Here is a 14,197-nt window from a genome sequence, read left to right as displayed (position 1 = left end):
GATGATGAAAAAAACGATTGAAATGGATGGCGTAAACTACGATTTTAACTATGAAGATGGAAATTGCCAAGTGATATTTCCAGAAAGCCGAACGCGAGTGAAAGAACGTGGTCAGCTTGCTTTACTGGAAAGGCCTGCGCCGTATTTTGTTACGGCAGTAGCTAAGCATGAACACGATGCGTACATAATGAATTACACGATTTCGGAAGAGGCTTCTCGCTTCGATGCTGTACTTAAGATGACGCGGCTTGAGAAGCTGCGCGCACTAAAAAATGTAGGGACTTTGGAAAGACTTGTTGGAACGCGTTTTACGTTTTTTATTCACCCGGAAAATTTGGTTTTTGATGATAATTTAATGCCGCAAATTATACATCGCGGGTTGAAAGATATTTTACCGCCATATGAGTTATCGGATGGCAAATTTTTCAAGCAATACCAAGCCCTGATTATTGCGATGTTTTCGAAGAAGTACAATTTCGATAATCTTTACTCCGGTGCGATTCAAAATGCGCGTGGGACGGCGTTTGAAAAACAAATTACGGAAGCGAAGACGGTTCAGGAATTGACGGAAATTCTTCAGGAAGCTTATATCAAAGAGCAACAAAATGTAGAAAAAAATCTGGCGCTTATTCCGCGCAAAAAGTTTCGTACTTTCAAAGGGCTAGCTATTGGATTTATTATTGCGGCACTGATTTTAGCGGTTCCGCTTGGCTATTTTGCCTTTTTCAAAGTGCCTTATCAAGATAGGCTCCTTACGGCGAATGAAAATTTCTTGAAAACGGACTATTCAAAGGTCATTACGGATTTAGAGGATGAAAAACCGGAAAACCTTCCACAAACGGCGAAATATCAGCTGGCTTTTTCATATTTGCAAGGGGAACAGCTTGATGACAAGAAAAAAGAAAACATTATGAAAACGCTAAGTTTGAAATCGGATCAAGAGAACTTGCTGTACTGGATTTATAATGGGCGCGGTGATTTCGATGCGTCGCTTGATACAGGAAAACGGCTACAAGATAATGTGCTGATTTTATATGCACTCACTAAACAGCTTGAAGAAGTACAAAATGACAAGAGCATTTCTGGTGACCAAGCGGTAGAGAAGCAAACGAAAATTGAAGAGGAATTGAAAAAGTATCAAGAGAAATTAACCAGTGATGAAGAGAAGTCGGAATAAAGGGAGAATGAACCATGATGAACAAAGCTTTACTAATTGTGACGAACGGGACAACCTGTCATAAACACCATTTGGAGCCGGGTAAAGTGGTTCGGATCGGTAGCGGTCATGAAGATGATATTTGCTATCCTGAACTGAATAGCGGTTTTGATGTAAATTTGCAAGAAGAGACGTGGTTTGCTGGAAGCACGGCGCTGGAGTTTAATTCGCTGACAAAAATTGAGCTGGAGGAAGCAAAACCTTTGTCGCTTTTTCTCGCGGATGATTTGGTTGTAGAGACGTTTGATGTTTCGGCTGAGCTTTCTGTGACTTTCGGTTCGGGTAGCGAGAATGATGTGGTTTTGCGGAACTTACCGGTCGATTTTGTACTCTTACGCGACACGAAAGAAGCGCTTTTTGAGGCTCATATTTTCGGCGGCGAAATTTATTACAATTTTGAACGTGCTGAAAAGGGGACGATTGCGCTTGGTGCTGGTGATCAGCTGTACATCGGCGGGATTCAAATTGCTGTTGGGCAAGATGAGCTTACGTTAACGGGGCCAAAGAACAGCTTTGAAACGCGACTTGCTTCGCTTTATGCGGCTGACAGCGTTTTTGGGGCAGATTATCCGGATTATCATCGTTCACCGCGGATTATCTACCGCGCACCGGAAGACAAGATTACACTTTCAAAGCCTTCTGCCAAGCCGGCCAAGCCGACAGAAGGGATTCTCAAACTGATTCTACCGCCGCTTGTGATGATTGCGATCACGGTGTTAATCTCGATTTTTCAGCCGCGTGGTATCTATATCTTGATGACGCTTGCGATGACAGGGATGACGGTGATTATGTCACTGACTACTTATATCAAAAACAGCAAAAAATATAAGGTTGACATGAAAGACCGCGAAGAAAACTACGATTTGTATTTGAAACGGAAAACGAAAGAATTGTTTGATGCTTCTGAGAAACAGCGTAAAGCCTTGGATTATCACTATCCGAGTATTACAGAGATTCGTGATATGGCGCTACGGATTGATTCGCGCATTTATGAAAAAACGCGGATGCATCACGATTTCCTGACATTCCGTGTTGGGACGGGGACGGAGCCGAGCAGTTTTTCGGTCGATTTTCGTGAGGAAGAATTTACGCTTGATAAGGATGAGCTTGTGACGGAAGCGGAGCGGCTTAAGGGCGAGTATCTTGATGTCAAACATGTTCCTGTGGCAACGGATCTAATGAATGGGCCGGTTGGTTATATTGGGCCGCGTAAGCTCGTGCTTGAACAGCTTAAGATGCTCGTGATGCAAACGGCTTTGTTTCACAGTTATTATGATTTGCAATTTGTTACGATTTTCCCTGAGGAAGAAAAAACCGAATGGGATTGGATGCGCTGGTTGCCGCATGCGAATATTCGTGATGTGAATGTTCGTGGTTTTGTTTATCATGAACGTTCGCGCGATCAGGTTTTAAATTCGCTCTATCAGATTCTGAAAGAGCGGAAACAAGCTATTGCGGAGCGCCCGAATCAAAATGAGAAATTATTTTTTGCGCCGCATTATGTGGTTTTAATTACGGATGAAAAACTTGTTTTGGATCACACGGTGATGGAGTTTTTCAATGAAGATCCAAGTGAACTTGGCGTTTCACTTGTTTTTGTTCAAGATGTGATGCAAAGTCTGCCTGAGAACGTGAAGACGGTCGTTGATATTCGCGACCAAAATAGTGGAAATATTATCTTGGAACAAGGGGAACTTGTGGATCGCGCGTTTGTTCCAGACCACTTGCCTGCTGGATTCGATAAGGAAGCTATTTCGAGGGCGCTTGCGCCGCTTAATCATCTTCAGAACTTGAAAAATTCGATTCCTGAATCGGTTACTTTCTTGGAAATGTATGGTGTGGAGCGTGTGGAAGAGCTTGGGATCGCTCAGCGCTGGGCGAAAAATGAAACGTATAAGAGTCTTGCGGTGCCGCTCGGTTTGCGCGGCAAGGAAGATATTGTCAATCTGAATTTGCATGAAAAGGCACATGGGCCGCATGGACTTGTGGCCGGAACGACGGGTTCTGGGAAATCGGAAATTATCCAATCGTATATTATTTCACTTGCAGTGAATTTCCATCCGTATGAAGTCGCCTTTCTTTTGATTGACTACAAAGGCGGCGGAATGGCGAACTTGTTTAAAAACATGCCGCATTTACTTGGTACAATTACGAACCTTGATGGGGCACAGTCGATGCGGGCGCTTGCTTCGATCAAAGCGGAACTGCAAAAACGGCAGCGCTTGTTCGGCGAGCATGATGTGAACCATATTAATCAATATCAAAAATTATACAAACAAGGAAAAGCAACGGAAGCGATGCCGCATTTGTTTTTAATTTCGGATGAGTTTGCGGAGTTGAAGTCTGAACAGCCTGAGTTTATGAAGGAACTTGTTTCAACGGCGCGGATTGGACGTTCGCTTGGGATTCATTTAATTCTTGCAACGCAAAAACCAAGCGGCGTTGTTGATGATCAAATTTGGTCGAACTCGAAGTTTAAACTGGCGCTTAAAGTGCAAAATGCGAGCGATTCAAATGAGATTTTGAAGACGCCTGATGCGGCTGATATTACTTTGCCAGGGCGGGCGTATCTCCAAGTCGGTAATAATGAGATTTATGAGTTGTTCCAAAGTGCTTGGAGCGGCGCGGATTATGTGCCGGATAAGGAAAATGAAGATTATTTGGACACGACGGTCTATGCGATTAATGATCTTGGGCAGTATGACATTTTAACGGAGGATTTAAGCGGTTTAGATAAGAAAGAAGATCTGACGAAGTTGCCTTCTGAGCTTGATGCGGTCATTGATCATATTCATGATTATACGGAAAGCGAGCAGATTGAACCGCTTCCGCGTCCTTGGCTTCCACCGCTTGCGGAGCAGATTTTCTTGCCGGACTTAGCGCCGATTGATTACCGTTTCGGCTGGAAAGCTCCGAAGCATCCGCTTATGCCGATTGTTGGATTCCTAGATATTCCAGAGATGCAAGCGCAGGAGCCGCTTCAACTTGATTTGGCGAAAGATGGGCACTTAGCGGTGTTTTCTAGTCCTGGATATGGTAAATCAACGTTCCTCCAAACACTTGTAATGAGTCTTGCTCGTGAGCATAATCCGGAACGTTTGCATGTTTATTTGCTGGATTTGGGTACGAATGGTCTCTTGCCACTGAAAGATTTGCCGCATGTTGCGGATACGATTATGGTGGATGAGGAAATTAAGATGCATAAACTGATTCGCCGGATGACGCGTGAACTGAAGGAACGTAAGCAGAAGCTGAGCGAATATGGTGTAGCGAATATTGAAATGTATGAAAAGGCAAGTGGTACGGAAGTTCCTTCGATTCTGCTTGTGATTGATGCGTTTGATTCGGTACAGGAAGCGGCTTATAAGGATGATTTTGAGAAACTTGTCGCGCAAGTGGCACGTGAAGGTGCTGGGGTTGGGATTCACCTTGCGATCAGCGCTGTGCGCACGAATGCGATTCGAATGCAGGTTTTGGCGAATATTAAGACACAAATTTCGCTTTATATGATTGATCCGACTGAACCACGCAATATTGTCGGTAAGACGGATCTGACGATTGAAGAAATGGCTGGACGCGGGCTTGTGAAGCTTGAAAATCCAACGTTATTCCAAGCGGCATTGCCGGTTCAAGGTGCAGATACGCTTGAAATTATTGAAGCGATTCAAGATGAGGCTGCGAAAATGGAGGCGGACTGGAAGGGAGCCGTTCCAGCGCCGATTCCGATGGTGCCGGATGTGTTGCCGCTTAAGGAATACTTGGCTGACTCGAAGGTTACGGCAATGCTTTCGAGCGGAGCGGTTCCATTTGCGGTCGACTTTGAAGATGTAGAGCCAATCGATTTGAATTTACAAAAAAATGGTCATACACTCGTGCTTGCAGATATGAATGATTTGATTGAGCGGACAATGCTGTCGTTGCTTGAGATTCTCAGTCAAACTGCGAATACGGACATGGCGATTCTTGACGGATCGACGGGACGATTCCAAGCTTATCGCGGTCGCATAAACTTATATGGGAATGATACGACGAGCTTTGATCATGTTGTTGAGCAACTGACGGGGCTACTTGAAAATAGGGAACAAGCGTGGCAAAACTATCAAGCGGAATCGGGAGGAAATGGTTTGCTACAAGACTTTATCCGGGGAATCACGCCTGTTGTAGTTGTGGTAGCAGATACAGCATTTCTTGCGGAAAATCTTTCGATCAGTTCGCAAACTGGTTTGCAGCGCTTAGTTGATCAAGGCGCACGTATGGTATTATTTTTGTCGCAGGTGCCGTTAGCGGGCAGATTTATCGAGCTTATGATGATGTATCGGCGGCATTTAAGAAACAAAAAACGGGAATACTTCTCGGCAGAATCAGCGACCAAAGCGTGCTTGATGTAATGAACAAGCCGTATAAAGAACAGCCACTACCGCCGTATGAAGCCTATTACATTAAGCAAGGTCAGGCAGAACGAATTAAACTTATAGCACCGCTGTAAAGGCAACAAGGAGGGAGAAAGATGGGACTTTTCGGATTTGGAAGGACTCCTACTGAGGTGAAACGAGACGATTATGACAAGCTACACGATTATTTGAAAGAAGCGGTTCGCGAACATGATAAGCGGATTGATGAGGCTGAAAAATTTATTAAGAGCTATCAAAATTCGGTGCCGAATCTATCAAACAGCAAGATACCGTCTAATCATTTTGATGTAAAACGGGAAAAACTAACGGACAAGTTAAAGAAGGATTTGAGCCGCGAGAAAGAAAAGCGGTCGGAACTTGTAAGTGCTAGAAGCAAGGCTTACGAGAAATATGAAGAATATAAAGCTCAAGTAGTTCATGAGGAACTGCTTGAGCAACGCCGTAAAGAACGGGAAGCAGAGGAACGGAAGGAGCGGCTTAGAAAATGGCAGACGTGAAAATCAGTGCAGAAAAAGTAGAGACAGCTAAACAACAAGCCAAAATTGTCGAAGATGCGCTCAGTTCTACGCACAAAAAGTGTAAAGCGATTATTTCTTATGCAAGTTCAGCAAAATGGGACGGTAAAGCGCGGGATGCTTTTTTGACGTACATGGAGCTAATTGAAAAGTATCACGCTGAGGTGAAGAAGGAATTTAAGAAGCAAAGCAAGGCGCTGAAAAATTTGAATGGGTATTTGGCTGACTTTGAGGATACAAGTGAGGTACGCGAGGTGAAAAACCTATGACAAGCGATACTTTTAAAACCGAAGAATTATTTTTACTGATTTCTGCTTTTGGTGGCGAAACGGTTTTCGGACTCCCTGGCAGAACGCTTTTTGAACTGGAAGGAAACTTTGAAGAAGCTCATAAAAATTTAATGGCAAAGAACATTTTGAATGAATCGGGTCAAATAACGGACGGCGGCGCTTTGGTAGTTGAAGCGCTTGAAGTGTATCAAAAATGTCAGAACTATATTAGGTTAAACCAGTTTTTATTTGGATTTAGCGAGACTAATCCAGAAAATGCTTATATTTTGATTGAAATAGAAGAGAACAAGGCTTATCGATTTGAAGTGCTCGATAAGGTGTTCGTTTTAGCGTTACTGAGAAATCATTTTCCCCTATTACGGAGAGAAATCAGCGAGGAAGAAACAACATTTTTAACCAAGAAGCTGACTTTTGACGAGCGTAAGCGGGCGGCTGAAGCTGTTCCGGATGAGCGTTTTTTGAGTATGGAATTTTTCCGGACGAAAGAAATACCACGTGAGGAGTCGAATCCGAAGTTTTACCAGCAGTTTTTCGTTTTTGTTTGGCACGAGCGTTTAATTGCGGTTGATGTTGAGCAGAATGAGTATTATGAAGCAAGCGGTTATTGGCTGCTTGGCAAGCTTTATGAAGAGATGAAGTTTCCTGAAAAGGAGGTGCTCTAAATGGCGCAACAGCAGATGGGCGGTTATACGAGTTCGAACGGAATCACGATTAATCCTGAGGAGATGACGCATATTGCGAAGGATCTTCTTGCGATTGCGGGGGAGTTTGAGCATGTGATCGGTCCGGCGATTAACACGCTTAAAAGTGCGAATTATGTGACGGCGGGTGATGCGAAGAAAACGATGGAGAGTGTTCCGGATGCGAATGAGCGTGTGCTTGAGCTTAGGGATCATTATGAGCGATCTTCTACGCTAGTTTTCCAAATTTTGAATGAGATGGTTCAAGCGGATGAAAAGATTGGTCAGGAGATAGCGGCCGCGCTCAACATCGGCGGAGGTGAAGGCAATGCGTGATGTGGATTATCGTGAAGGTGATTTTGATCGTGCGCATGACAGTATCGGGAACTTGATCGGGAAAGGTGTCTGGGGTAAGGGTGCGATTGATGAGCTGAAAAAGGTATCGGAGAATTTGGATGAGGCGGAGGAAGACATTCGGAATTTGGATTGTGATGGGGTTATTTCGTTTCGTCACACGAGTTTAGATGGGGAACTGCAGGAACTGTTTGAGGATTTTGACGTGCTTCATCGGTTTTCTGGGCGGGTGGGTGAACTTGTTCATACGAAAATGGATCGGCCGTTTTTTGAAGATCTAGATCGGTTTGTGGAAGGCATGCGGAATTTGGATGCGTCCAAGTTTACGACCACGAATCGGATTGGAGCGACGAAAACAGAGACGGTTTTTGTGAATAGCTATACGCAGGAACAGCGGGAAGTGCCGAAAACAGAAGTGACCATAGATGATTTGTTTAGCGGGAGTAATGTGTACGCCGATCAGTTGAAAAACCAGTTTCAGGCGTGGAAGAAGTTGAATCCGGAAGAGACGGTTTCAGAGAATGATTTTCGGGCGGTGATGCTGAATACGCGTGCGTTTGCGTATACGTCGATTCAGGATGAACAGGAGAAAAAGGAGTTTTGGGTCAATGTTGCGGCGACGGTGGCGATCGTCGGGGTTGCGATTTTTTGTCCTCCTGCTGGTCTCGTGCTTGGGATGGCTTATGGCAGTTTAGAAATGAGCGCCGCAGTGACTGGAAATGATTGGCTGACCGGGCGTGAGATGGCTACGTCGGAACGCGCATTACGTGGAGCATTTTCGCTGTTTGACCTAGTTCCGGGCGTGAAGGCGTTGTCTGGCGGGACGCGAGTGCTTGGGGAAACGGGGCACTTAGCGGAACTTAGTAAGCTGATAATGCGAGGGAAGCAAACAGCGGTGTCGAAAGCAGAGGATTTGGTTCGGATTGGGAAGAATCAAGCGGAGATGCGGGTAAGGCGTTTGAAAGGAGCGCTCGCGGATGCGCGCATAGCGGAATTGAAATGTTATCGTGCGGTTTGGATACGATCGGGAAAGTCGGAGCGAAATGGGGGAATAGTTTGAACTTACCGCCACGACAGCAACTCGCGATGGCGGATGTTGACGGTCTAGGGACTTCTGGTAGCTCGAAGGTGCTTGCATAGACGGAAAAATGGAAGGCTACGTTGCAGCGGTTTGATGTGAATCTTGGAGGGGGAAGTAAGGCAGATGGTATAATGGAGAAAGCCGGTGAGGCTGGAAAACTAAAAAATCCAGAGATAGGAAATAAACTTGACTATCTTTTCGGAAAAGCCAAGGGAAATAAACACAACATTCAAAGGTCACAAACTATGCAAAGTGAATTAAGTAAGATTGGTATTTATGATACGCCAAGTAACAGAGAACTTTTGAATAATCATTTGAAAAATGTAGTGAATGATTCTTCCAATATTTTAAAAACAGAATCTAGGAGCTATATAGCTAAGGAGTTACCTGATACACCAACAGTAAATTATACAGCTACTGTAAGAGAGCTTTTTAAAAGGTCCTAACGGAGGCGTAAAAATAGAATCTGTTTGGGATGGAGATAGACTACTAACAATAATTGTCAAAGGTGGGAAATAAATGGATTCTTTTGAGAAAAAATCTTATGAATCAGCGGTTGGACTAGAACAAAGCTTAGATGAAAATTCTTTTTTATTCAGTGAAGAAATTTCTGAGAGTAACAAATTCATAAAATTCAGTAATAATTTGGGTGAAATAGGATTTATTTACTATGATATAGGTTTGGAGACCCAGATAAAGTTGTTAACTTTATCAAATAATATATTCATAGGAATAAACAGCATTTATGCTTGTCTAGACTATACCACTAAGACTGTATTGTTTGAAGGAAAATTGCCTTCTTTGTTATATGAAATAATGATAGATTCAGATTCTAAATATATTGTATTCATTTGTGAATTAGATGTACTTGTTTATGAAAATGGTGGTTCTTTATTATGGAGTATGGGATTTAGAAATGTAATCGAAGATTACTACTTAAAGGGAACAGAATCCATTGTTATTGAATGTGATGATGGTGATAAAACAACATTTTCTCTAGGGTCAGGAAGGGTAGAATAAAAAGCGCTATCTAGTCGGAATCAAGTAGTGATGGTTAGTAAGTGGCAATCACTAGGTTATATCTTTAAATTTTAGGGCTTCACCCACTATTTTGCTAGATTATGAGGGTGAAATAAAAAAGGTTTGAAAGAACAAATACAACTGCTAAAGCAAACGGTGGGCATGTTATACTGAAAAGGCTCGAGGACAAGTCAAATTACCAGCTATTTTGTGAGTTCCTCGGCCACTGATAAACGAAAGGTACATGCTTAATAAAGAAAATCAATAGCGATGTTAAGGGGAGTCAAGTGGTTTATTAGCTTCATTTTTGATTGAGGTGGTAGTTACAACAATTTTAGGATTAGATATACAAAATAGCATTAGGAAGCGCCAAAAACAGAAGTGAATATAGCTAATCTTATTTTAGCAGCCAGAATAAAGCGACCAATCCATAAATTGAGAAAAACCCCCAGGAGCACATGCTCCTGAGGGTTTTTCTCATTCAAACTTCTTTCTTCTCATCCCATGCTTGACCGTGAACGACGATCACATCGCAGGGCGAATTCTTAGCCACATATTCAGTGACACTGCCCAGAAGCAGCTGATCCGTTGCAGAAAGCCCGCTTTTCCCAACAAGGACTAGATCAGCTTGGAAATTTTTTAGGATTTTTTTCACAAAAGTACTTTTCGGTGTTCCGAAATTAACATATGTTTCGATGAGTTTTACTCCAGCTTTTTCAGCTTCATTCTTATAAATGCCAACAAGCTCTTCACCATAATCTTTAGCTTTATTTATAAAAGTTCGCTCGTAATCAAGTAAAGGGGCGAGTCGGCGAATATCTGCAATAAACGCAATGCCAAGCACTGCACCGCTACTTACAGCCATTTTCACTCCACGCCTGAACGCCGCTTCGGCTTCATTTGATCCGTCAACTCCAACTAAAATACGCGTATAGTTCGTCATTTCTCATCACCCTTTCACAGATGTTGCTCCTACTTTTTTATACCCCGATTTGAAACGATTGAGTCGTGCTTTACTAAAAATTAACATGTTTTTATTACCCGGGAAATAATTAGATGGAAATCTAGCAAACAGTTGCTTTTACACTAATTGCTACATGAAGACTATGCTACAATAAAAGTATCGGGTTGCTTGCATAAATGAAGTAATCTTTCTTGCCTTGCTTTGTATGGTAATCTAGTTCTATTATGTGATTGATACTTTTTGTTACTATCTATGAAAGAAGTCTTTAAGGGAGAAAAAACATGTCGATTTTATATAGTATCCTAATGCTTGCTTTTACACTCCTTGCTGGAGGCATTTGTATGCACAATCTAGATATCTTTGAAAAGCGGAAATCCGTTTGGAGCAAATGCCTTTCACTCATTCTTAATTATCTTCTGTTAGCGAATATGGCATTATTAATGTTCTATCCATTCATATGGAAAGATATCAAGAGCAGTACGCTGGCGACAGTAATTGGCTTATCGCTCGTCAGTGCCCTATTTATCTTCATAAAATGGAAGTGGAAAACGAATTCCTTGCTGTTTACCAGTCTTTTTTTCCTTTTTAGGAATAGTTCTTGGAATTTATAACGTCCACGTTTTGGTGACAGAGCATTTAGGTATTGGCGAAAGTCGCGGGCACCCAATCGATTTACCATTATTTCTGTTGACCGTTGTCACAGGACTTTTTTCCGCTTATGTTATAAATTCATATTTTATGCTGAGAAAAAATGTAGCGATGAATGAATATTGGTTCGGAATATACATAGGAATTATGCTTTACACCCTCGTGATGATTTTGGTGAATTTTTACATAAAAATGTCAACAAGCAGCGTGATAGAATGGCTAAATGTCTTTTTCATTTTTCTGAACGTCCTATTTTGGCGAATGCTGAGTGGGAAAAAAATTCAAATGGAACTGGCGATTCTCCTCACCGTTTACCTGCTGTTAATTTGTGTTTACTTGGGATTTATTATCATCCCGTATATCTTTTGAACTAGGCTTTTATCAAAAGTGGCTTATGTGCATCAAGCACAATCGAAACCATCCCAAGTTCTTTTTCCGTATTGCGTGTATCAAAACGCAGCGACTGCCCAATCAACCCATCTTCCGGATTCCAGTAACGATAATGAAAGTTCCCATCCGGATCGCAGTATTCAAGCAGCTCCGTTTCAAAACCGGCAGACTCGAAGCTCGCAGAAAGTTGTGCGGCATCATAAACAATCTTGTGTGATGCTGCAGGATGGTCTTTTGGTCCAGGACCGCCAACTTGCACTAAAGTTTGATACGCTTCGTTTCGGAAATTTCGATCGGGAACAGCGATGCGGATATAACCGCCTGGCTTTAAAAATCGAAAAGCATTTTTGGCAGCAAGAACACCGTCTGCAGCGCTCAAGTGCTCCCACACATGTTCAGCAAGCAGTGCATCGATACTATTTTCGTCAAAAAGTGCGAGCCAAGTTTTGGCGTCCAAGAGGTCAAGCTCATTTTCTTGAGTGGAAAGCCAGCCGGGGATACGCGTTTCGCCGGCGCCGATGATTACTTTCGGCATAAAAATCACTCCATTCTTTACTTGGTAAAAGTGTAGGCTTGAGGGAGTTGAGTTGTCAAGGGAGATCAAGCGGTGGGAGAATATTTCTGCTGATTTTTTCTTAAAAGTAGGGAGTTTTTGCTTGTCGAATTTTGTGGCGCTAAAATCCGATTTTCTGTTATAGTAGAAAGGGAGATGCTGCAAAAGAGGTGGAATCATGGATTACGTATTGGAACTTAGAAAACTGGTCGGTCATAGGCCGCTTCTCATTGTCGGAGTATGCATCGCCGTCTTGAACGAACAAGACGAAATTCTCTTTATTGAGCGGACTGATAACGATCTATTCGGCTTTCCGGCCGGCTCCCTTGAACTTGGCGAAACTGTCGAAGAAGGAGCAAAACGTGAGATTTATGAAGAAACGGGGCTTACGGCTGGTAAATTAGAATTTGTCGAAGTTTATAGTGGGAAAGAGCAAACCTATACCTATCCAAACGGGGATGAGTGCTTTTTCGTGACGCTACTTTACGTGTGCCGAGATTACAAGGGCGAGCTTGTCCAAACAACAAATGAAACACGAGCAGCTAAGTTTTACCCAGCAAATTCAATCCCGCAAAAAATTGCACCTCATGCTAAAATTATAGTCGATGATTTTATGAACAGATATTATAAAAAATTGATTCAGAAGTAAAAGAAACGAGGGATTTAAGATGGAGTGGGATGTACTTTTAAATGACAAACGCCGCCGCGAATCAGCTGTAACGCGGAGCAAAAGCACGGATATCAGAAGCGCGTTTGAAAATGACTATCAGCGAATCGTGATGAGCGCATCATTTCGGAGACTTCAAGATAAAACTCAGATCTTTCCGTTAGAAAAAAGCGACTTTGTTCGCACACGGCTGACGCATTCGATCGAAGTCTCGACCATTGCCAAATCGATGGGCAACATGGTTTCGCATAAAATTATTGAAGACGGTCTTGACCCGAGCTTCAAATCGGAACATGCAGAAAAAATTGCCGATATCCTATCCTGTACAGGGTTACTACATGATATGGGAAATCCGCCGTTTGGCCATTTTGGCGAAGAATCAATCCGCGAGTGGTTTAAAGAAAATCTGGATGTGCTTGAATACGACGGCAAAAAACTAACGGCTATCTTGACTGAACAAATGAAACAAGATTTCTATCACTTTGAAGGGAATGCCCAAGTTCTGCGTGTAGTATCCAAACTGCATTACCTGTTTGATGAATATGGTTTAAATTTGACGCATGCAACACTAAATGGTGTTATCAAATATCCAGTTTCTTCCTTAGAAATTAATAAAAAACAAATTCGCAGCAAAAAACTCGGCTACTTCTACGCAGATGAGGCAATTTTTTAAAGAAGTAACGGCTGCAACCGGCGCCTATAGCCATCGTCATCCGCTTACTTTCCTGCTTGAAGTGGCAGATGATATTGCGTACCTGAATGCTGATCTTGAAGACGGCGTCAAAAAAGGAACCGTAACGATCCAGCAAATTTTACGCGGCTTTGAAGAATTTCCCGATCATAACCGAGTGACGGCGGCATGTTTCAATGAACTTAAGAAAAAAGCAGACCGCTACGAGGGTCAAGAAGAAGCTTTCATTGCCCAGCAATGGCTCGCGTCTAACGTTCGCGGCCAACTGATCAACCGGTCGCTTGAGGTGTTTTATGATCATTATCAGGAAATTATGGAGGGAAACTTCGCTGAGTCGCTGCTTGATGTTTCCGAGGCTGCTCAACTCGTACAAATTTTGCAGAACCTCTCACGTAATTATATCTATACGAACTCTGGCGTAGTTGAATCCGAAATTGCTGGCAGTCAAATTATCGCTTCACTACTCGACAGCTACATCCCAGCGGTGCTTTATTACGATAGCAAAGCGCCTGAGCAACAAACCGCGAAAGACAAGCGGCTGATGTCACTTATCTCGGACAACTACGTGGGTTGCTACCGCAAAAACGCGACGGGGCAAGACGAAACCGTAAAATTATACTTGCGTCTTTTGCTTGTGACGGATTTTATCTGTGGCATGACCGACAGCTACGCAAAGGATTTGTATCAAAAACTAAATGGTTTAGGATAAATTTTTA

12 protein-coding genes and 1 pseudogene are annotated in these 14,197 nt (G+C 42.8%); 11 read left to right on the top strand and 2 right to left on the bottom strand.

Annotation, left to right across the window (positions count from 1 at the left end; translation table 11 throughout):
• Positions 1 to 4 precede the first annotated feature (4 nt).
• The 9 genes from essB to MFLO_RS01705 all read left to right on the top strand — a co-directional run bounded on the left by essB (position 5) and on the right by MFLO_RS01705 (position 9,568).
• Complete coding sequence (gene essB, locus MFLO_RS01740) at positions 5 to 1,177, top strand: type VII secretion protein EssB (RefSeq protein WP_051993419.1); 1,173 nt, start codon at positions 5 to 7, stop codon at positions 1,175 to 1,177.
• 14 nt (positions 1,178 to 1,191) lie between these two features.
• Positions 1,192 to 5,604: a type VII secretion protein EssC gene (gene essC / locus MFLO_RS01735; RefSeq protein ID WP_338151498.1), complete on the top strand. Its 4,413-nt coding sequence runs from the start codon at positions 1,192 to 1,194 to the stop codon at positions 5,602 to 5,604.
• Between the two features lie 119 nt (positions 5,605 to 5,723).
• A complete protein-coding gene (locus MFLO_RS01730) occupies positions 5,724 to 6,125 on the top strand; it encodes a hypothetical protein (protein ID WP_036095934.1) in 402 nt (133 codons plus the stop codon).
• Entirely contained in the window at positions 6,113 to 6,412 is a 300-nt protein-coding gene (locus MFLO_RS01725; RefSeq protein ID WP_036095933.1) for a WXG100 family type VII secretion target, read from the top strand. The genes MFLO_RS01730 and MFLO_RS01725 overlap by 13 nt, the downstream gene beginning before the upstream one ends.
• Complete coding sequence (locus MFLO_RS01720; protein ID WP_036095931.1) at positions 6,409 to 7,095, top strand: DUF5081 family protein; 687 nt, start codon at positions 6,409 to 6,411, stop codon at positions 7,093 to 7,095. The genes MFLO_RS01725 and MFLO_RS01720 overlap by 4 nt, the downstream gene beginning before the upstream one ends.
• Entirely contained in the window at positions 7,096 to 7,449 is a 354-nt protein-coding gene (locus MFLO_RS01715) for a hypothetical protein (RefSeq protein ID WP_036095929.1), read from the top strand.
• A complete protein-coding gene (locus tag MFLO_RS01710) occupies positions 7,442 to 8,527 on the top strand; it encodes a hypothetical protein (RefSeq protein ID WP_051993400.1) in 1,086 nt (361 codons plus the stop codon). Before MFLO_RS01715 ends, MFLO_RS01710 begins: the two co-directional genes overlap by 8 nt.
• 101 nt (positions 8,528 to 8,628) lie before the next feature.
• A complete protein-coding gene (locus MFLO_RS15640; protein ID WP_162148122.1) occupies positions 8,629 to 8,994 on the top strand; it encodes a hypothetical protein in 366 nt (121 codons plus the stop codon).
• 73 nt (positions 8,995 to 9,067) lie between these two features.
• Positions 9,068 to 9,568 carry a hypothetical protein gene (locus MFLO_RS01705; RefSeq protein WP_036095926.1) on the top strand — a complete coding sequence of 167 codons (501 nt, stop codon included), beginning with the start codon at positions 9,068 to 9,070 and terminating at the stop codon, positions 9,566 to 9,568.
• A gap of 481 nt (positions 9,569 to 10,049) precedes the next feature.
• Here the strand turns inward: MFLO_RS01705 and MFLO_RS01700 are convergent, their stop codons facing one another.
• Both MFLO_RS01700 and MFLO_RS01685 read right to left on the bottom strand, forming a co-directional pair.
• Positions 10,050 to 10,511: a universal stress protein gene (locus MFLO_RS01700; protein ID WP_036095924.1), complete on the bottom strand. Its 462-nt coding sequence runs from the start codon at positions 10,509 to 10,511 to the stop codon at positions 10,050 to 10,052.
• Between the two features lie 1,039 nt (positions 10,512 to 11,550).
• Positions 11,551 to 12,105: a class I SAM-dependent methyltransferase gene (locus tag MFLO_RS01685; RefSeq protein WP_036095918.1), complete on the bottom strand. Its 555-nt coding sequence runs from the start codon at positions 12,103 to 12,105 to the stop codon at positions 11,551 to 11,553.
• Positions 12,106 to 12,301: 196 nt separating this feature from the next.
• On the opposite strand from MFLO_RS01685, the gene MFLO_RS01680 reads away from it, so the two are divergent.
• Together MFLO_RS01680 and MFLO_RS01675 are read left to right on the top strand one after the other, a co-directional pair.
• Complete coding sequence (locus tag MFLO_RS01680) at positions 12,302 to 12,772, top strand: NUDIX hydrolase (protein WP_036095916.1); 471 nt, start codon at positions 12,302 to 12,304, stop codon at positions 12,770 to 12,772.
• 19 nt (positions 12,773 to 12,791) lie between these two features.
• Positions 12,792 to 14,190 (top strand): annotated as a pseudogene (locus tag MFLO_RS01675) (deoxyguanosinetriphosphate triphosphohydrolase).
• Positions 14,191 to 14,197: the final 7 nt, after the last annotated feature.

Origin of the sequence: Listeria floridensis FSL S10-1187, assembly GCF_000525875.1 — a bacterium.
GTDB lineage: Bacteria > Bacillota > Bacilli > Lactobacillales > Listeriaceae > Listeria > Listeria floridensis.
The sequence above is the reverse complement of the archived record's forward strand: the minus strand, read 5'-3'. Positions and strand labels throughout refer to the sequence as shown.